Raw genomic sequence first — 19,145 nt, 5'->3', positions numbered from 1 at the left:
GCAGGTTCAGAGACGGACGACGCCGGTGGCGTCGATGCGCACCTGGTCCGGCCGGGGGATGGTGGTGCCGGGCAGGCCGACGGCGGCCGTCCCGTAGGCCAGGGCGCGGGCCAGGCGCTGTGCCGGTCCCTCCCCGAGATCGCGGCCGATCAGGTAGCCCGCGGTCGCGGAATCGCCGGCGCCGACGGTGGAGACCACCGGGCCCGCTGCGGAGGGGCAGTACCAGGCGGAACCCTCGGTGGCGAGCAGTCCGCCGGCTCCGCCGAGGGTCACCAGCACGGCGCCGACGCCGCGGTGGTGGAGGTCCAGGGCCGCCTCGTGCACTCCGGTGAGGTCACCGGCGGCGGCCTGCTGCTCGAGGGCATCGCCGTCGGTGCCGACGATCTGTCCGAGCTCCTCGGCATTGGGCTTGAGGAAGTCTGGCGCGACCTGCGGCAGTGCGGCGGCGAGCGCCATGAGCGGCGCGTCTGAGGTGTCGACCCCGACCCGGGCCCCCTGCGCGTGGAGCTGCTGCACCAGACGCACATACTCGTCGACCGGCAGGCCCGGCGCCAGCGAGCCGGAGAGCATCACGGTGTCCTGCGGACCCGCGGTTCCCAGCAGGAGCTGTTCGAGCGCGGAGACCTCGGAGAGGGACAGGGTCGCCCCGGGCTCGTTGAGCTTGGTGGTGAGCTGCGGGCTGGAGAGCACGGTGAGGTTCGTGCGCACCCGGCCCGAGATCGGGCTGGAGCGGACCGTCAGCCCTTCCGCGGCGAGCAGCGCGAGCAGCGGGTCCGCCGGTGCTGCCGGGAGCACCGCGGTGACGGGCAGGCCCGCCCGGAGCACGCCGAGCGCGACATTGATGCCCTTGCCGCCGGGCTGGGTGTGGTCCGCGCCGATGCGATGTACGCCCCCGGGGGTGAGGGGGCCACCCAGGTCGACCGTCCGATCCAGTGAGGGATTCGCGGTGAAGGTGATGATCATGCGCAGATCACCTCCACGCCGGCCTCAGCGAGGAGGGCGCGGAGCTCGGGAGGCGGTGGTCCGTCGGTGACCAGGGTGTCGACGTCGGTGAGGGTGGCGAACGTGATCAGGCGCGTGATGCCGAACTTCGAGGAGTCCGCGAGGACCACTCGCCGGTCGGCCGACGTCACCATCGCCGTCTTCACGGCGGCTTCGTCGGGGTCGGGGGTGGTGAATCCCTCGGGCCCCAGGCCGTTGCAGCCGAGGAACACGACCTCCGGGTGGAGCAGACGGATCGCGTCGACGGTGGTGACACCGACAGCTGCCTCGGTGGCGGGACGCACCCTGCCGGGAAGCACGTGCACCGCCAGATCGGTATGGCGCAGGGCGCCCTGCGCGATCGCGGGAGCGTTCGTGATCACGGGGCCACGGCGACCGTCGAGGTGGGGCAGGAGCTCACCGACCGTGGTGCCGGCGTCGAGCAGCACGGCGGCGTCGGGGTCGGAGGGCAGCAGACGTGCGGCGGCGAGGGCCAGGCGCCGCTTGGCCTCGATGTTGGTGATCCGGCGGGATTCGAGGTCCGGTTCCACCTCGCCGGGGTGACGCGTGACGGCCCCGCCGTGGACGCGATCCAGGAGCCGCTGTTCGGCGAGCTGGTCGAGATCGCGGCGGATGGTCTCGGTGGCCACCTCGAACTGTGCGGCGAGATCGGTGACGGTGACGCGGCCGGATTCGGTCAGCGCATCCAGGATCCGATGTCGGCGTTCTGGGGCGTACATGCATCCACCTGCTTCATCGACGGGGCGGGAGCGGAGAGCTCGGGGAGCCGTACCGCGTGAGGATCACAGTAGCCGGGAAAGCCACACAAAACAACAGTGGGAGTGTGTGGGTTTTTCTGGGTGTGCGGTGGGTCGAGCGTTGAATCTCGGAGCTGCCTGCCTGCGCAGCACCGGGCGTGAGAGAGCGAGCTGTGAGGAAGAGAGCAGACCCACGGCTCCAGCACCCGAGCGCAGGGCCAGGGGCGGCTACCATCGGAGCACTCTGCATCGCCCCTCCCGAGGAGAACCGAACCGATGTCCCAGGCCTTCCACGCCGATTCCTCCGACCTCGTCGTCAAGGAGGTGCTGAGCTGGGAGCTGTTCGGCACTGCCTCGCGCGAGTTGGCACAGAACATCGCTGACTCCGACTTCGAGCCCGAGATCGTGATCGCCGTTGCCCGCGGCGGGCTGCTGCCCGCAGGCTCGCTCTCCTACGCCCTCGGCCTCAAGCTGGCCGATGCGATCAACGTCGAGTTCTACACCGACGTCCACGAGACCCTGCCCGATCCGGTGCTGCTCGCGCCGATGCTCGACACCGAGTCGATCAAGGGCAAGCGCCTGCTGGTCGTCGACGATGTCGCCGATTCCGGCCGCACCCTCGCCCTGGTGCTGGACCTGCTGCGTGAGATGGGCGCCGACGCCCGCAGCGCCGTCCTCTACGCGAAGTCCGCCTCCGTGGTCTCCCCGGACTACGTGTGGCGCCGCACCGATGAGTGGATCGTCTTCCCCTGGTCCGCCGAGCCGCCCGTGACCCCGGCCGGAGCCTGACCCAGCGCCGGTTCCCCTGCCTGCGCTGGTTCCCCGGCCAGCGCCGGGACCCCGGCCGGCAGGGTCGCGATAGGACGAAAACGAGCCAGAATCCGTGAGGATCTGGCTCGTTTTCGTACGATCCTGCGTTGCCTGCGTTGCCTGCGTCCCGACGGGCGCGGTGGGGCCCGCGGGGCGCCTCAGCGCTGGGGCATGGGGGGCGTTGGGTTCCCTGAGTCGGTGGAGGAGCCGACGGCGGCATCCGTACCGGGGGTGTCGTCGGCGCTCGCCGCGGCGTGCTTGCCCTCGTCGTCGCCGTGCTCGTCGTCACCGTGATGCCCGAAGGGCAGGAAGTGCATGATGACGGCAACGATGCCGCCGACGATCAGGCCGAGCACGAACGAGAAGAAGGTGTTGATCAGCCAGGCGAGCACTCCGCCGACCCCGGCGACGCCAGCCACCAACCCCTCGAGGTGGTGGACGAAGCCATAGGGCTGGGCGAGCCCGAGCTCGTGGGTGCCGACCAGCAGGATGTGACCGCCCACCCAGAGCATCGCGACCATGCCCACATAGCTGATCACGGTCATGACCTTCGGCATCGCCTGGACCAGGCCGTTGCCGAACTTCTGCTTGAACTCCGAGTCCTTGTCGGCCGCCATGGCCAGGCCCACGTCATCCATTTTCACCAGGATGCCCACGGCCCCGTAGACCAGCACGGTGATGCCGATCGCGACCACCACGAGCACGGCGGCACGCGCCCACAGCGAGTCCGCCTCGATCGAGTTCATGGAGATGACCATGATCTCTGCGGAGAGGATCAGGTCCGTGCGTACCGCGCTCGAGACGATCTTGTCCTCGGCGTCGGCTCCCTTAGCTGCGGCCGGCGCCTTCTTCGGCTTCCCGCTGACCAGCTCCCAGATCTTCTCGGCGCCCTCGAAGCTCAGATACAGGCCACCGAGCATCAGGATCGGCGTCAGTGCCCAGGGTGCGAAGATGCTCAGCAGCAGCAGGACTGGCAGGATGAAGATGAGCTTGTTGCGGAAGGAGCCCTTGGTGATCCGCCAGATGATCGGCAGCTCGCGCTTGGGCTGGAGCCCCTTCACGTACTGGGGCGTCACCGCGGCATCATCGATCACCACGCCCATGGCCTTCGAGCTCGCCTTGACGGAGGCGGCGGCTATGTCGTCCGTGCTGGCTGCGGCCAGGCGCGCGATTGCGGCGACGTCATCGAGCAGTGCAGCGAGTCCACCGGCCATGCTGAGGTTCCTTCTCTCGAGGAGATTGCCGCACGCGCGGCGGTCCGGCTCAGGATAACGGGCGTGTGCACAGTGAGCCCGATGCCCGGCAGCACCGTGATGCGATCCGCAGGGCGTGACGTGCGCACGGCGTGCGTCCGGCGGCAGCGGAACCCGATGTCCACCCGCGGCGAACACCGCGAACAAGGCTCGACTCCTGGGGGCAGTGGTGACAGTGTGATGGGTATGGATATTGCACTTATCGGAGGACATGGAAAGGTCGCGCTGCTCGCGGCCCCGCTGCTCGTGGAGGCCGGGCACACGGTCCACTCGGTGATCCGCAACCCTGCCCATGCGGCGGAGGTCGAGGCCACCGGGGCCAAGGCGGTGCTCAGCGACATCGAGAGCCTCGACGCCGGAGGCTGGGACGAGCTGCTGCGCGGCAAGGACGCAGTGGTGTGGTCCGCTGGCGCCGGCGGCGGGGACCCGGAGCGCACCATCGCGGTCGATCAGCGGGCGGCGATCGCATCGATGGACGCCGCGCAGCGCGTCGGAGCGAGCCGCTATGTGATGGTCAGCTACTTCGGCGCGAGCCTGGAGCACGGCATCCCTGAGTCGGAGCCCTTCCACGCCTATGCGGAGGCCAAGGCGCAGGCCGACGCCCACCTGCAGGGAACCGAGCTGGCCTGGACGATCCTCGGCCCCTCGGGCCTCACCCTCGAGGAGCCGACCGGACGAATCGATCTCGGCGCGCCCGAGAGCGGCACCGTCTCGCGCGCCAACGTGGCCCGCACCATCGCGGCCGCCATCGAGCGTCCCGGCACCGCCGGGAAGTTCCTCCAGTTCAACGATGGGGAGCAGGAGATCGGCGCAGCTTTCGACACCGTGATCTGACGCGTGATCTGACGCCGCGAGCTGATCCCGCGAGGTGACGCCGCGAGGCGGAACTGCGGGATGGCCCCGCGGGAGATGCCGCCCCAGGCGGGCCCCGGTTGCCCCGACGCGACCGGGGCCCTCGTGCGTCGCAGGGGTCGGAGGGCATCCATCGGTTCGTCCGACCTGCGGTGATCGCGCGACCTGCGGTGTTCGTGCGACCTGCGGTGATCGTGCGACCTGCGGTGATCTATCGTGAGTGGACCGGACCGAGAACGAGGAGCAGCAGCAGTGGACAGCGCACGCCGTTGGGCCGGGATCGTGGCCCTCGCGGCCGGGATCTTCGTGCTCATCACCATCGAGGAGCTGCCCATCGGGGTGCTCAGCGTGATGGCACCGGATCTCGGGGTGAGCGAGGGCATGGCCGGCCTCACGGTCACGGTGCCCGGTGTCCTCGCCGGCATCGTCGCCGTCCTCACCCCCGTGATCGTGCGCGGGATGGATCGCCGCCTCGTGCTGGTCCTCGCCCTCGCCTCCGTCGTCGTCTCCAGCGCTCTGAGCGTCATCGCCCCGACCTTCGCGGTGCTTCTGATCTCCCGCCTCTTCGCCGGCATCTCGATCGGCCTGTACTGGGCGGTGATGGCGATCGTTGCCCTCGGCCAGGTCGGGAAGGAGCATGCCGCGCGGGCGCTGACCATCGCCTTCAGCGGCGCGGGGGCTGCGCTGGTGCTGGGCGTGCCGGTCGCCGCCTGGATCGGCACCCACATGGGGTGGCGGGCCGCCTTCGCGATCGTCGGAGCGGTCGCTGCGGTCGTCGCCCTCCTGATCCTGGTGCTGGTGCGTCCCGTGCGCTCGCCGGTCAACGTCACCCCGGCGATGATGCTCCTCGCAGCCCGCACTCGCGGGGTGCGCTACGCGGTGGCCCTCACCCTCCTGGTGGTGGTCGCGCAGTTCATCACCTACTCCTATGTCAGCCCCATCCTGCTGGAGCGGGCGGATGTGCCCGTGACCGATGTGGGCATGATGCTCCTGGCCTACGGCATCGCCGGACTGATCGGCAACTTCGCCGTGGCCCCGCTGCTGCGCCGCAGCGCCCCCTGGGGCGTGCTGGTGGTCTCCGCCGGGGTGGGGGTGTCGCTGATCGCGGTGTACCTGCTCATGGACAGCCCGGCCATGGCCCTCGCGATCCTGCCGCTGTGGGGATTGTTCGTCGGAGCGATCTCGGTGGCCATCCAGGCCTTCGTGGGCTCCGAGGCCGGTGAGGTCCTCGAAGAGGGCACTGCGCTGAACAGCGCGGTCTTCAACATCTCGATCGCCGCCGGTGCGCTCGTGGGCGGGCTGATCATCGACCGGGCCGGCCAGGGGGTCCTGATACTCACCTCGACTGCGATGGTGAGCGCCGGCGCCCTCCTGGCCGCGTACTACGTGCTCACCTCTCGCTCTCGCGGCCGACAGGCGACGCCCCTCCAGTAACACCGCCGGCAGCGGGATCCCGCAGGCTGCGCAACCTCCCGGCCCGCAATGCTGTTCAGCTCCGGACGCAGTTCAGCCCGTGACCCGGAACGAGTCCGCCCCGCGCGGTGCCTCCCGGCGTACGTCGATCCCGTCGACGCGGGCGCTCGAAGGACCCTTTCGCAGGTGCTCGATCATCGACTCCACGGCCTCCGGCGGGCCCTCGACGTCGGCTTCGACCGTGCCATCGAGCAGATTCCGCACCGTGCCGCCGACACCCAGCCGCGATGCCGCCGAGGCGGCATCCATCCGGAAACCGACTCCCTGCACCCGGCCCCGGACCCGCACGATCCGCCGCACAGACTCGATGCCGTCGGCTGCTGCGTCGTTCATGCCTGTCCCCTCCCGGTGGGCGTTGCGCGTGCCTGCGCGTCACCCGATCGTCCTCGCCCTGATCGTAGTGTCGGCCGTCGAGGGCACCTCTCGTGGCCCCCTCGACGCACCTCATCAGCACCCCAGAGCCAGAACACCGTCTGCGTGCGAAGAAAACCTCTGGACCGTCAGCCCCGACGATGATGGAATCCAGTCATGGCGACGACGCTGACCATCCCGACCCCGGACCTTCTCGAGCACGCGATCGGGACGCTGCGCACCTGGCAGCGGGAGGATGGCCCGTTCCATCTCCATCCCGGCGATCTCGGCTGGCACCACCTGCGTGGGGCCGAGGCCGCTACGGCGCACCTGCGCCTCTGGCACCGCGAGGATCGCCTGGTCGCCCTCGGTCTCTTGGACGGGCCGGACCTCGTGCGCACCGCTGTGGATCCTGCTCTGGCCGCCGACGAGGAGCTCGCCCGCTCCATGGCCGAGGCCCTCGCCCGGCCCGAGCATGCGGTGCTGCCGGAGGGCCAGGCCTTCGTGGAGGCGCATTCCGCGCATGGTCTTCGCACCGAGCTGCTGCGGCGCGGCTGGAGCGAGGGAGAGCCGTGGGTGCCCCTGCGCCGGGGCCTCGCCGCGCCGGTCGAGGAGCCCGGGATCGTCATCGAGCAGGTCGGCGCCGACACCATCGCGGAGTACACGGCCGTGCACCGCTCCGCCTTCGACAGCCCCGGCGTGACCGATGAGCGCTTCCGCATCATGACCACCTCACCGGCCTATCGCGACGCCGTCTCGCTGCTCGGCCGCGACCGTGACGGCACCGCAGTCGCGGTGGTCACCGTCTGGTCCGCCGGCGTCGGCCGCCCCGGACTCATCGAACCGATGGGCGTGCACGCGGACCACCGCGGGCGCGGCCACGGTCGTGCGATCTGCCGTGCCGCCGCCGCGCAGCTGCGCGACCTGGGAGCCTCGAGCGCGCTGGTGTGCACCCCGCGCTCCCAGGCCGGCGCCGTGGAGACCTATGTCGCGGCCGGATTCGCGCAGCGCGCAGAGGTCCCGGACCTGCAGCGCTGCGCGGTGACCTGAATCCTCGCCGCTGGCCTCAGGCGTTGTCTCCGCCGGTGTCCACCGCGGCCCCGCCGGAGACGGAATCGCCGCCGTCTCCCCACTGCCATTGGGCGATGTCCGGGGCGTCCTCCCCATGCTCGTAGGCGTAGGCCCGCGCCCACAGGCGGGAATCCACCATCTGCTGGCGCAGGCCGGCGTAGCGGATGCTGAGCCCCTCGACCCGGTCGATCACGTCCATCACCAGGTGGTAGCGGTCCGCGTCGTTGAGCATCAGCATGTCGAAGGGCGTCGTCGTGGTGCCCTCCTCCTTGTAGCCGCGCACATGGATCCGGGAGGTGCGGTCGTGGCGGTAGGCCAGGCGATGGATCAGCCACGGATAGCCGTGATAGGCGAACACCACCGGGATGTCCTGCCCGAAATACCCGTCGAAGTCCCGCTGCGAGAGGCCGTGCGGGTGCTCGGTGTCGTCCTGCAGACGCATCAGATCCACCACGTTCAGCACCCGCACCCGCAGCTCGGGGATCTCCGCACGGAGGATCTTCGCCGCGGCGAGCACCTCGATGGTGGGGATGTCCCCAGCGCAGGCGAGGACCACCTCCGGCTCCTGGCCGCTCTGCTCGGTGCCCGCCCAGTCCCAGATCCCCAGCCCGCGCGCGCAGTGGACGACCGCCTCGTCCATGCTCAGCCAGGTCGGGCCCGGCTGCTTGCCGGCGACGACGACGTTGACGTACTGCTTCGAGCGCAGGCAGTGGTCATAGGTGGACAGCAGCGTGTTCGCGTCCGGCGGGAGGTAGACCCGTACGATCTCTGCCTTCTTGTTGACCATGTGATCGATGAAGCCCGGGTCCTGGTGCGAGAAGCCGTTGTGGTCCTGCCGCCATACATGGGAGCTCAGCAGGTAGTTCAGCGAGGCGATGGGGCGGCGCCATTCGAGCTCACCTGACACCTTGAGCCACTTGGCGTGCTGGTTGACCATCGAGTCGACGATGTGGATGAACGCCTCATAGGAGGAGAACATGCCGTGGCGGCCCGTGAGCAGGTATCCCTCGAGCCAGCCCTGGCACTGGTGCTCGGAGAGCACCTCCATCACCCGCCCGGCACGGGCGAGATGCTCGGAGCGGTCATGCTCCTCGAAGTCCGCGTTCCACTGCTTGTCGGTGGCCTCATAGACCGTCTGCAACCGGTTCGACGCCGTCTCGTCCGGGCCGAAGATCCTGAAGTTCGACGGATTGTCCCGGACTACATCCCGCAACCAGGTGCCCAGCACCTTCGTCGCCTCCGCGATCACACCTCCGGGACGGGGGACCTCCACGGCGTACTCGCGGAAGTCCGGTAGTCGCAGCGGGATGAGCACCGAGCCGCCGTTGGTGGAGGGATTCGCGGACATCCGCAGCTCACCGGTCGGCGCGGCGGCGGCGATGTCCTCGTGCAGCCTGCCCTCCTCGTCGAACAGCTCCTCGGGCCGGTAGGACCGCAGCCAGGAATCGAGGTTCGCGAGATGCTCGTCGGTGTCCCGTGCGTTGGCCAGCGGCACCTGATGCGAGCGCCAGGAGCCCTCGGTCTTGTTGCCGTCGATCTCCTTCGGCCCGGTCCACCCCTTCGGGGTACGGAAGACGATCATCGGCCAGGCAGGGCGCTCGGTCTCGCGACCGGCCTTGGCATCCTCGGCCGCGTGCTGCTTGATCTCCGCGATCTGATCGAGCGCCTGATCCAGGACCTCCGTGAAGCGTCGATGGGTCTCCAGCGGGTCCTCATCGTCGAACCCGCCGGTGAAGAACAGCGGGGTGTGCCCGTATCCGCGCATCAGCGAGGCGAGCTCCTCGTCCCCGATTCTCGCGAGCACCGTCGGATTGGCGATCTTGTAACCGTTCAGATGCAGGATCGGCAGCACCACGCCGTCGTTCTGGGGATTGACGAACTTGTTGGAATGCCAGGAGGTGGCCAGCGGTCCCGTCTCCGCCTCCCCGTCCCCGATCACCGTGAAAGCGATCTGATCCGGGCTGTCGAACATCGCGCCGTAGGCGTGCGAGAGCGCGTATCCGAGCTCGCCGCCCTCATGGATCGAACCGGGCGTCTCCGGGGCCACGTGCGAGGGGATCCCGCCGGGGAAGGAGAACTGGGTGAACAGCCGAGCCAGCCCGTCCTCGTCCTCGCTCACCGCCGGATACACCTCGGAGTAGGTGCCTTCGAGATAGGTCGAGGCGACCAGTCCCGGGCCGCCGTGACCGGGGCCGGTGATGTACATGGCCTTCAGCCCGCGCTGAGCGATCGACCGGTTCGCATGCGCGTACAGGAATGTCAGGCCCGGCGTGGTGCCCCAGTGCCCCAGCAGCCGCGGCTTGACGTGCTCCCGCTGCAGCGGTCGGCGCAGCAGCGGGTTGTCCTTGAGGTAGATCTGGCCGACCGACAGGTAGTTCGCGGCCCGCCACCAGGCGTGGAGCCGCCGGAGGTCCTCCTCCGTCGGGGCAGTGGCAGGAGAGTCGGGCCAGCGAGAGTTCATGGTCATGGCGCCTTCCAAGGGGTCGGGAGACCTGCAGGAGCTCCGGCAGGGACGACATCCTCACTGTAGAGCCGGATCGCGGACCTGGAAAGGGGCCGACGGTCCCGACCCGGACCGTTCGGTCCACAGCCGATGAGAGGCGGATGAGAGTCTCCTCAGCATCCGCTCATGGCCCCTTCCCCGTTCTAGCCTGGGGTGACTGTTCGACATCGGGAGTCTGCCGCCGCGGGTGGCAGCACCCCTCCAGGAAGGTGGCACCCCATGAACCGCACCCTCATCCGTCCCCGCACCACCGCCCGCGCCGCGGCGCTCGGGGCACTCGTCGTCGCCCTCGCCGCCGGCTGCGGCGGCACTGATCAGAGCGAGGACGGCGCAGCGCCCAGCGAGGGGTCCGGCACCGCCCAGGAGGGAGGTGACGCCTCCGACGAGGGTGCTGCGACCGACGATGGCGCGGCCGATGACACCTCGACCGACGACAGCGCTGCGAGCGATGACGGCGGCGCGACGGGCTCCGCGCAGCAGGAACCCGCCGCGGCCGCACTGCCCGAGGACGCGGATCTCGCCACCGAGGAGCTGCCGATCACCGCCGAACGAGCACTCGAGATCGCCACCGAGACCGTGGGCGGCGGCGAGCTCGTGCAGATCGAGATCGACCACGATGACCGCGCCTGGGAGTGGGAGCTCGAGCTCATCGCGGACGGCACCCAGCACGAGCTCGACATCGACGCCACCACCGGCGAGGTCACCGCACACGACACCGATGATGACGACGACCAGGACCCCGTGGTCGACGTGACCTCCCCGATGGCCTACGCCGAGGCGATCGAGATCGCCCTCGGTGAGGAGCCCGGGCGCGTCAGCGGCTGGGACCTGGACTCCGACGACGGCAAGATCCGCTACCAGATCGACATCGACCGGGCCGACGGCGGCGACGTCGACGTGGAGGTCGACGTCGAGACCGGTGAGGTCAGGATCGACGACTGACGATCGCCGCGCGCTCGACGACTGATGCTCGCTGGGTACTGCGGTCGTGCGCTCGACGACTGGTGCTCGCTGTGCACTGCGGCTGTGCACTGCGACTGTGCGCCGCAGCCGAGCGCCCTGGCTGCGCACCCTGGCCGGGCATCATGACCCCGCACTACGGTGGGGACCGGGCACAGCACCCGCCCGGACCCCACCGTCGGCAGGAGACGCCATGGACACCGTTGTCATCGACAGCCCCGAGAACTCGCGCTACGAGATCCGCGTGGACGGGACCACGGCCGGATTCGTGGACTACCGGCTGCGCGGGGAAGTTCTCGCAGCGGTGCACACCGAGATCGACGAGGCGTTCCAGGGACAGGGCCTGGCCGGCCAGCTCGTCCGTGGCATGTTCGCCGACCTCCGCGAGCGAGGACTGCAGCTGCATCCCTACTGCCCGCTCGTGCACCGCCTGATCCGCAAGAACCTCGCGGAGCACCTGGACCTGGTGCCGGAGAACGCCCGGGAGCGGTTCCACCTGCCGCTCACGGCCGAGGAGCCCGCCTCCGAGGACGGCCCGCCAGCCTACGAAGGCTGAGCGCCGGGCGGGCCGCCCGCCTCCTCAGCGCGCGGCTATCACCGGCTCGCCGGCGTCGTCGCGATGCATGACCTCGCGGCCGCTCTGCCATACCCGCAGCGTCCGGTTCCGCACATCCAGCGGATCGCCCTCCCAGAGCACCAGATCCGCGTCCTTGCCCGGGGCGAGGGAGCCGAGCCGATCGGCGATCCCCAGCACCTCGGCCGGGTTCAGGGTGATCGCCCGCAGCGCGTCGGCCGAGGCCATGCCGTGCTTGACGGCGAGAGCCGCCTGGTCGATGAGGAACTCGATCGGCACCACCGGATGGTCGGTGATGATCGAGACCTTCACCCCTGCCGCGGTGAGGATCCCGGGCGCCTGCGGGGTGCGGTTCCGGACCTCCACCTTGGAGCGGGAGACGATCAGCGGTCCGTAGAGCACCGGCACCCCGGCGGCCGCGATCCGGTCGGCGATCAGGTACGACTCGGTGCCGTGGTCGAGCACCAGCTCGTAGCCGAACTCCTCGGCGAGCCGCAGGGCGGTGGCGATGTCGTCGGCCCGGTGCGAGTGCTGGCGCCACGGGATCTCGCGCTCCAGCACCCGGGTGAGCGCCTCGGAGACCAGATCCGCATTGCGCTCCTCGACGGGCTTCGCGCTCCAGGCGCGGGCCTTCGCGAAGGCTTGACGGATCGTGAGAGCCACGCCGAGTCGGGTCGAGGGGGTCTGGTTCCGCTCCCCGTAGACGCGCTTGGGGTTCTCGCCGAGCGCGGCCTTGAGCCCGGAGGGGCTGCGCAGCACCATGTCGTCCACCACGCGGCCATGGGTGCGGATCGCGACCGCGAGGCCACCGATCGGGTTCCCGGAGCCGGGATTGACGTTCACCGCGGTGATGCCGCCGATGATCGCGTCGTCGAAGCCGACCTCGACGGGGTTGATCGCGTCGATCGCGCGTGCCGCGGCCATCACCGGGTCGGTCATCTCGTTGGTGTCCTGGCCGGCCCAGCCCTCGCCCTCCTCCCACACGCCGAGGTGCACGTGGGCGTCGATGAACCCCGGCAGCAGCCAGCCGCCCGCCGCGTCGAGCACCTCGGCATCTGCAGGGATCTCCAGGTCGGGCCCGAGATCGGTGATCCGTCCGTCCTGGATCAGGAGCGTCCCGTCGAAGGGCTCGCCCTCGATGGGGACGATATGGGCATTGGTGATGGCGGTGAAGGTCATGCGACGACATTCCGCCGACCGGACGGTGGAGTCAAATCGGCGGCGAAGCCCCACCTCGGGGAGCCGCCCGGGCTACCCTGCGTTCATGTCGAAGAAGCCCAAGACCTCGAAGACACCGAAGCAGTCAGCGCCCAGTGACCAGACGCCCACCGGCTTTCTGATCGAATCCGGGTGGAAGGGCGAGGTCACCGAGCTCGACCCCCGCGCCACCCCCGGCTTCGACGGGAAGAAGGACGACGGCAAGGAGGTGCTCGCGGACCGCGATGGCGAGCTCGACGAGCTCCAGGAGCGCCTGTACGCGGCCCACCATGGTCAGGAGGGCGGCCGCTCCGTGCTGCTGGTCGTCCAGGGGATGGACACCTCCGGCAAGGGCGGCATCATGCGCCATGTGGTGGGGAACGTGGACCCGCAGGGCGTGGACATCGCCGCTTTCAAGGCCCCGACCCCGGCGGAGAAGCGCCATGACTTCCTCTGGAGGATCCGCAAGCGCACCCCAGCTCCGGGGATGATCGGGGTCTTCGACCGCTCGCACTACGAGGATGTGCTGATCCATCGCGTGCACGGCTGGGCCGACGCGAAAGAGATCCGCGAGCGGTACACCGCCATCAACGCCTTCGAGCGGGAGCTCACTGAGGCGGGGACGACGATCGTGAAGGTCATGCTGCACATCTCCCGTCAGGAGCAGGGGGAGCGGCTGATGGAACGGCTCGAGCGCCCGGACAAGCACTGGAAGTTCAACCCGGGTGATGTCGACGAGCGCCAGCACTGGGATGACTACATGCAGGCGTACACACGGGCGCTGAGGGCGACCTCGACGGTCGCGGCCCCCTGGAACGTGATCCCCGCCGACCGCAAGTGGTACGCCAGGATCGCAGTCCAGCAGCTGCTGCTGAACGCCCTCGAGGGCATCGACCCGCAGTGGCCCGTCGCCGATTTCGACGTCGAGGAGCAGACCGAGCGGCTGCGGGAGACGATGGACTGACCTGGCGGTCCCGGCCTTCGCGCTGTGCCGAGGCCGGCTCCCAGGAAGCGGCTTGTGCCGCTCAGCTCCGAAGAAGATGATGGAGTCATGGCTTCCATCACCTTCAAGAACACTCCCATCAGCACCGTCGGCGAGCGGCCGGCCACGGGTTCTGCCCTGCCGGCCTTCGAGCTCGTCGGCCAGGACCTCGGTGCCGTCTCGAGCGCCGACCTCGCCGGCAAGCGCGTGGTCCTGAACATCTTCCCCTCGGTGGACACCGGCACCTGCGCGATGAGCGTGCGGAAGTTCAACGAGCTCGCTGCGGGCTTCGAGAACACCGTGGTCGTCTGCGTCTCCCAGGACCTGCCCTTCGCCCAGGCCCGCTTCTGCGGCGCCGAGGGCATCGAGAACGTCGTCACCGGCTCCGCCTTCCGCTCCTCCTTCGGTGAGGACTTCGGCGTGACCATGAGCGATGGACCGCTCGCCGGGCTGCTCTCCCGCGCGGTGATCATCACCGACGAGACCGGCAACGTCCTCTACACCGAGCAGGTCGGCGAGGTCTCCGAGGAGCCCGACTACGAGGCAGCGCAGGCCGCGCTCGCCTGAGCGCTCCCCTTCGACCAGCCCGCGCCCGCGTGAGCGGCTGCTCGCCCCCTGACCTCAGGGCCCGGCTCGCCCTCGGCGCAGACCGGGCCCTGTCTGCTCCACCACAGGAAGGATCGGATCATGAGCACCCCCGAGATCACCCTGGAGCGCGTTCACGACGTGCTGGACGACGAGGGCTCCGCCGCTCACGAATACCGGGTGCTGGTGGATCGGCTGTGGCCCCGAGGCATCAAGAAGGAGCGGCTCGCGCACGACGACTGGGACCAGGACGTCGCCCCCAGCTCCGAGCTGAGGACGGCATTCCACGGCGATGAGCTGGGTTTCGAGGAGTTCTCGGCCAGGTACCGCCACGAGCTCGAGACCAGCGACGCTCCTCAGGCGCTGCTGGACCGGGCGAACGAGGCCGAGGCCCGGAGGATCGTGCTCCTGTTCGCCGCGAAGGACACCGAGCACAACCATGCCCAGGTCCTGCACGAGGTGCTGGAGGACCTGACCCGCTGACGCGCCGCGCCTCTCCGCGCGCGCGCCACCGGGCGGACGTCCGCTCGCCGCGGCTCCGTGCGCAGTAGGGTCGACGCCCGTGGAACCCCTCTCGCTGATCCTCCTGCTCGCCCTGGGCACCCTCGCCGGTGCGATCAACGCGGCAGTCGGCTCGGGCTCCCTGCTGACCCTCCCCGTGCTCCTCGCCCTCGGCATCCCGCCCGGGGTCGCCGTGCGCACCAACACCATCGGGATCCTGTTCTCCACCATCGGCTCCACCTACGGGTACCGCCGGGAGATCGCCCAGGAGAAGGGGAACCTTCGGCCGCTGCTGCTCGTCACGGCGGTGTGCGCGACCCTCGGAGCGCTCCTGCTGCTGATCTCCCCGGCACAGGCGCTTGACGTCGTGGTGCCGGTGCTGATCATCGTCGCCCTGGCGATGGTGATCTTCCAGAAGCGCCTCACCGCGTTCCTGCGCGATCGGCAGGATCGCCGGTCGGCCCGCCGCCGGACCGTCGCCGAGGGGCCAGCAACGGAGGCAGCCGAGCAGCGCAGCCCATATCGGTCTCCGGGGCTGATCGCCGCGATGGGCGGTGCGTCGGTCTACGGCGGCTACTTCACCGCAGCGCAGGGGGTGCTCTATCTGGGCATCCTCGGCATCTTCACCGGCCGGCCGATGGGTTCGGTCAACAGCATCAAGAACCTGCTCAGCCTTGTGGTGAACCTCGCCGCGGCAACCGTCTACGTCATCGCGCACTTCGTGCTCGGGGTGGAGATCCTGTGGCTCGCCACCGCAGCCATCGCTGTGGGGGCTCTGCTGGGCGGGTACTTCGGTGCCCACCTGGCCAAACGGATGCCCGAGTGGCTGCTGCGCGGCATCATCGTCGTCGTCGCCCTGGTGGCGCTGCTCCGCCAGGTCCTCTGACCAACGCGAGCCCCCGGGGACCAGCGCGAGCACCGGGGACTAGCGCGAGCCCGGGGACCAGCGCGAGGCCCGGGACAGCGCGATCGCCCGGCGGACCGGGAGCGGAGCAGGAGCTCCAACTCTCACTGCAGGAACTCTCAGCGCAGGAACGGCAGGGCGTGCGCGAGCACCTCATCCGAGGGGAACAGCGTGCCGCCGTGGTCGCGCCCGGGCAGCGGCACGAACTCCGCGTCCGGCATCAGTGCGGCAGCCCGCTGGGAGTCCTCGAAGCGCGGGTGGTCCTCGGTCCCCGCCACCCACAGGGCCGGCACCATGCACTCCTCGAGCACGTCATCGGGCACCCCCGGGGTGTCATCGGTGGCGCTGAGCAGTGCCGCGACCGCGAGATGGTCGGCCGCGAGGAAAGCGGTACGTGTCGCGCGGGCCCGCCGAGAGGTGACGTCGGGGCTGAGGCCCTGACCGATGCAGAACGACTCCATCCCCTCCTGCCGCACAGCCTCGATCACCCCGGGAAAGAACACGGAGTCGACCTGACCCTGCTGCGCCGAGGCGGAGCCGCCGAGGCTCACCAGGCGGGTCACCCGCCCCGGATGCGCGAGTGCGGCACTCAGCGCGATCCGAGCGCCCAGCGAATAGCCCATCAGCGCGGCGCGTCAGTTCTCCTCGGCGTCGAGCACTGCCAGCAGATCCGCCACCAGCACCTGCTGGGTGTAGACGGCAGGGTCGTGCGGCGCCCCGGAGCGTCCGTGGCCGCGGATGTCCACCCGGATCACGGTGTGCTCGGCGGCGAGCGGCGCGAGATAGCCGAGGCCCCGCCAGATCGCCCGGGAGAGCACCGAGCCGTGCAGCAGCACGAGCGCCGGGCCGGAGCCGGTCACGTCATAGCGCAAGTCGATGCCATCGACGGGGGAGGGGATGACGGGCACGGCAGGCCTTTCTCGGGCGGGGTGGAGCACGCTGCTCCGCGCGCCCCAGAGTACGCAGGCAGCAGCGGCGCTGCGGGTCACGCCGCAGGGTGCATCGCGGATCGCGTCGCAGGGTTCGCCGCAGGTCGGGCTGCAGACGCCGGACGCCGGCCCGGTCCGCACAGGGCGGTCCGGACCGGCGTCTGGTCTGCGGGGCTCAGGGAACCAGCGGGCTCAGAGCGCCGCCGAGATCTCCTCGAGGATCCGGTTGAAGGTCGCCGACGGGCGCATCACCGCAGCGATCTTCTCGGCATCGGGGCGGTAGTAGCCGCCGATGTCCGCGGGCTTGCCCTGCACCGCGAGCAGTTCCTCGGCGATGGTCTGCTCACTGTCGGTGAGCTTCTTCGCGATGGGACCGAACGCCGTGGCCAGCTCGACGTCCTCGCTCTGCTGCGCCAGCTCCTGGGACCAGTACATCGCCAGATAGAAGTGGCTGCCACGGTTGTCGATGCTGCCGAGCTTGCGCTGCGGGGACTTGCCCTCGCTGAGCAGTGTCTCGGTGGCGCGATCCAGGGCGTCGGCGAGCACGCGGGCGCGGTCGTTGCCGGCAGTACGAGCCAGGTGGCGCAGCGACTCGGCCAGTGCCAGGAACTCCCCGAGAGAGTCCCAGCGCAGGTAGTCCTCCTCGATGAGCTGCTGGACGTGCTTCGGGGCGGAGCCGCCGGCGCCGGTCTCGAACAGGCCGCCGCCGTTCATCAGCGGCACGACCGAGAGCATCTTGGCGCTGGTGCCGAGCTCCATGATCGGGAACAGGTCGGTGAGGTAGTCGCGCAGCACGTTGCCGGTGACCGAGATGGTGTCCTCGCCGCGGCGCACCCGCGCCAGGGTGTGCTCGGTGGCCTCGATGGGGGACATGATCTGGATGTCCAGACCCTCGGTGTCCTCCTCCGCCAGATACTTCTCGACCTTGGCGATGAGGTTGCGGTCATGGGCGCGGGACTCGTCGAGCCAGAACAAGGCGGGCATGCCCGACTCGCGCGAGCGGCGCACCGCGAGCTGGACCCAGTCGCGGATCGGGGCGTCCTTGGCCTGGCAGGCCCGGAAGATGTCGCCGGCCGCGACCTCCTGGGTCATGAGCGCGGCGCCGGAGGCGTCCCGCACCTCGATGCGGCCGTCGGCCGCGACCTCGAAGGTCTTGTCGTGCGAGCCGTACTCCTCGGCCTTCTGCGCCATCAGGCCCACGTTGGGGACGGTGCCCATCGTGGTCGGGTCGAAGGCGCCGTTCTGCTGGCAGTCCGCGATGGTCGCCTGGAAGACGCCCGCGTAGGAGGAGTCGGGGATCACCGCGAGGGTGTCCTGCTCGGCGTCGTCCTTGTTCCACATGTGGCCCGAGGTACGGATCATCGCCGGCATCGACGCGTCCACGATCACGTCGGAGGGGACGTGGAGGTTGGTGATGCCCTTGTGGGAGTTCACCATCGCGAGGTCCGGGCCGTCGGCCAGGTCCTGCTCGATCGCGGCCTTGACGCCCGCGCGAACGGTCTCCTCGAGGCCCTCGACCCCGGCGAGGATTCCTCCCAGGCCGTTGTTGGGGGACAGGCCGGCCGCAGCGAGCTGGTCACCGAACTGGGTGAACAGGGTCGGGAAGAAGGCGCGCACGGCGTGACCGAACAGGATCGGGTCGGAGACCTTCATCATGGTCGCCTTCAGGTGCAGGGAGAACAGCACACCCTGCTCCTTCGCAGTGGCGACCTGCTCGCGCAGGAAGGCCTCGAGCGCCGCAACGCGCATCACGGTGGAGTCGACGACCTCACCGGCGAGCACCGGCAGGGAGGCCTTGAGCACGGTCTCGGTGCCGTCGGCTGCGATGTGCACGATCGAGAGGGTGTCTGCGGCCTCGAGCACCACGGACTGCTCGTTCGCCCGGAAGTCGTCCTGGCCCATCGTGGCCACGGAGGTCTTCGAGTCCTTGCTCCAGGCGCCCATGCGGTGCGGGTGCGCCTTGGCGAAGTTCTTCACCGCGGCGGGGGCACGACGGTCGGAGTTGCCCTCGCGCAGCACCGGGTTCACGGCCGAGCCCATGACGGAGTCGTAGCGGGCCCGAACGTCCTTCTCCTCGTCGGTGGAGGGGGACTCGGGGAAGTCGGGCAGGGAGATGCCCTGGGCCTGCAGCTCGGCGACGGCGGCCTTCAGCTGCGGGACCGAGGCGGAGATGTTGGGCAGCTTGATGATGTTGGCGTCCGGTGCCTTCGCCAGCTCGCCCAGCTCGGCGAGAGCATCCGCTTCGCGCTGGTCCTCGGGCAGGAGGTCGGAGAAGGCCGCGACGATGCGGCCGGCCAGGGAGATGTCACGGGTGGTGACGTCGATCCCGGCCGTGTCCGAGAAGGCATCGAGGATCGGCAGGAACGATGCGGTCGCCAGCATCGGCGCCTCGTCGGTGTGGGTGTAGATGATGCGCGCCATGTGTCGCGGTGCTCCCTCGGGTCGGTGCGGCATTTGTCTT

17 protein-coding genes and 1 pseudogene are annotated in these 19,145 nt (G+C 69.8%); 10 read left to right on the top strand and 8 right to left on the bottom strand.

Features of this window, described 5'->3' with window-relative positions; translation table 11 throughout:
* Window positions 1–6: 6 nt before the first annotated feature.
* Complete coding sequence (locus ACT3T9_RS14650; protein ID WP_444606883.1) at window positions 7–963, bottom strand: 1-phosphofructokinase family hexose kinase; 957 nt, start codon at window positions 961–963, stop codon at window positions 7–9.
* Entirely contained in the window at window positions 960–1,721 is a 762-nt protein-coding gene (locus ACT3T9_RS14645; RefSeq protein WP_444606882.1) for a DeoR/GlpR family DNA-binding transcription regulator, read from the bottom strand. Before ACT3T9_RS14645 ends, ACT3T9_RS14650 begins: the two co-directional genes overlap by 4 nt.
* Window positions 1,722–2,015: 294 nt before the next feature.
* Between ACT3T9_RS14645 and ACT3T9_RS14640 the strand changes: the two genes are divergently transcribed.
* The gene (locus ACT3T9_RS14640; protein ID WP_441444297.1) at window positions 2,016–2,528 is read left to right on the top strand and encodes a phosphoribosyltransferase; all 513 of its coding nucleotides are present in this window, start codon (window positions 2,016–2,018) and stop codon (window positions 2,526–2,528) included.
* 179 nt (window positions 2,529–2,707) lie between these two features.
* On the opposite strand, the gene ACT3T9_RS14635 is transcribed toward ACT3T9_RS14640, so the two are convergent.
* Window positions 2,708–3,763 (bottom strand): DUF808 domain-containing protein, encoded by a 1,056-nt coding sequence (locus tag ACT3T9_RS14635; protein WP_444606881.1) that lies wholly within the window; start codon window positions 3,761–3,763, stop codon window positions 2,708–2,710.
* 225 nt (window positions 3,764–3,988) lie between these two features.
* Here ACT3T9_RS14635 and ACT3T9_RS14630 point away from each other — a divergent pair, with 225 nt between their 5' ends.
* Together ACT3T9_RS14630 and ACT3T9_RS14625 are read left to right on the top strand one after the other, a co-directional pair.
* Complete coding sequence (locus tag ACT3T9_RS14630) at window positions 3,989–4,636, top strand: SDR family oxidoreductase (RefSeq protein WP_444606880.1); 648 nt, start codon at window positions 3,989–3,991, stop codon at window positions 4,634–4,636.
* A gap of 270 nt (window positions 4,637–4,906) precedes the next feature.
* Entirely contained in the window at window positions 4,907–6,088 is a 1,182-nt protein-coding gene (locus ACT3T9_RS14625) for an MFS transporter (RefSeq protein ID WP_444606879.1), read from the top strand.
* Window positions 6,089–6,160: 72 nt separating this feature from the next.
* Here ACT3T9_RS14625 and ACT3T9_RS14620 read toward each other — a convergent pair whose 3' ends face one another.
* A complete protein-coding gene (locus tag ACT3T9_RS14620) occupies window positions 6,161–6,460 on the bottom strand; it encodes an acylphosphatase (RefSeq protein ID WP_444606878.1) in 300 nt (99 codons plus the stop codon).
* A 195-nt stretch (window positions 6,461–6,655) separates the two neighbouring features.
* On the opposite strand from ACT3T9_RS14620, the gene ACT3T9_RS14615 reads away from it, so the two are divergent.
* Window positions 6,656–7,528, top strand: coding sequence for a GNAT family N-acetyltransferase (locus tag ACT3T9_RS14615; RefSeq protein WP_444599640.1), 873 nt, complete (start codon window positions 6,656–6,658; stop codon window positions 7,526–7,528).
* A 16-nt stretch (window positions 7,529–7,544) separates the two neighbouring features.
* On the opposite strand, the gene ACT3T9_RS14610 is transcribed toward ACT3T9_RS14615, so the two are convergent.
* A complete protein-coding gene (locus tag ACT3T9_RS14610) occupies window positions 7,545–10,010 on the bottom strand; it encodes a phosphoketolase family protein (protein WP_444606914.1) in 2,466 nt (821 codons plus the stop codon).
* Window positions 10,011–10,271: 261 nt separating this feature from the next.
* Between ACT3T9_RS14610 and ACT3T9_RS14605 the strand changes: the two genes are divergently transcribed.
* Both ACT3T9_RS14605 and ACT3T9_RS14600 read left to right on the top strand, forming a co-directional pair.
* A complete protein-coding gene (locus ACT3T9_RS14605) occupies window positions 10,272–10,994 on the top strand; it encodes a PepSY domain-containing protein (protein ID WP_441444303.1) in 723 nt (240 codons plus the stop codon).
* A gap of 211 nt (window positions 10,995–11,205) precedes the next feature.
* A complete protein-coding gene (locus ACT3T9_RS14600) occupies window positions 11,206–11,568 on the top strand; it encodes a GNAT family N-acetyltransferase (RefSeq protein ID WP_441444304.1) in 363 nt (120 codons plus the stop codon).
* A gap of 24 nt (window positions 11,569–11,592) precedes the next feature.
* Here the strand turns inward: ACT3T9_RS14600 and ACT3T9_RS14595 are convergent, their stop codons facing one another.
* Window positions 11,593–12,765, bottom strand: a complete 1,173-nt coding sequence (locus ACT3T9_RS14595) for an amidohydrolase (protein ID WP_444606877.1) — start codon at window positions 12,763–12,765, stop codon at window positions 11,593–11,595.
* Window positions 12,766–12,850: 85 nt separating this feature from the next.
* Here ACT3T9_RS14595 and ACT3T9_RS14590 point away from each other — a divergent pair, with 85 nt between their 5' ends.
* The 4 genes from ACT3T9_RS14590 to ACT3T9_RS14575 all read left to right on the top strand — a co-directional run bounded on the left by ACT3T9_RS14590 (window position 12,851) and on the right by ACT3T9_RS14575 (window position 15,737).
* Window positions 12,851–13,747 carry a polyphosphate kinase 2 family protein gene (locus tag ACT3T9_RS14590; protein ID WP_444606876.1) on the top strand — a complete coding sequence of 299 codons (897 nt, stop codon included), beginning with the start codon at window positions 12,851–12,853 and terminating at the stop codon, window positions 13,745–13,747.
* 87 nt (window positions 13,748–13,834) lie between these two features.
* Window positions 13,835–14,332 (top strand): thiol peroxidase, encoded by a 498-nt coding sequence (tpx, locus tag ACT3T9_RS14585; protein WP_444606875.1) that lies wholly within the window; start codon window positions 13,835–13,837, stop codon window positions 14,330–14,332.
* Between the two features lie 120 nt (window positions 14,333–14,452).
* The gene (locus ACT3T9_RS14580) at window positions 14,453–14,833 is read left to right on the top strand and encodes a DUF488 domain-containing protein (protein ID WP_444599635.1); all 381 of its coding nucleotides are present in this window, start codon (window positions 14,453–14,455) and stop codon (window positions 14,831–14,833) included.
* 79 nt (window positions 14,834–14,912) lie between these two features.
* Window positions 14,913–15,737, top strand: coding sequence for a sulfite exporter TauE/SafE family protein (locus tag ACT3T9_RS14575; protein ID WP_444606874.1), 825 nt, complete (start codon window positions 14,913–14,915; stop codon window positions 15,735–15,737).
* 137 nt (window positions 15,738–15,874) lie between these two features.
* Here ACT3T9_RS14575 and ACT3T9_RS14570 read toward each other — a convergent pair.
* Window positions 15,875–16,591, bottom strand: a pseudogene (locus ACT3T9_RS14570) (alpha/beta fold hydrolase).
* A 285-nt stretch (window positions 16,592–16,876) separates the two neighbouring features.
* The gene (locus ACT3T9_RS14565) at window positions 16,877–19,105 is read right to left on the bottom strand and encodes an NADP-dependent isocitrate dehydrogenase (RefSeq protein WP_441444310.1); all 2,229 of its coding nucleotides are present in this window, start codon (window positions 19,103–19,105) and stop codon (window positions 16,877–16,879) included.
* Between the last annotated feature and the right edge of the window lie 40 nt (window positions 19,106–19,145).

The organism is Brachybacterium sp. AOP29-B2-41, assembly GCF_052378395.1.
In the GTDB taxonomy this organism is placed as follows: Bacteria; Actinomycetota; Actinomycetes; order Actinomycetales; family Dermabacteraceae; genus Brachybacterium.
This window is presented reverse-complemented; position numbering and strand designations above follow the sequence as displayed.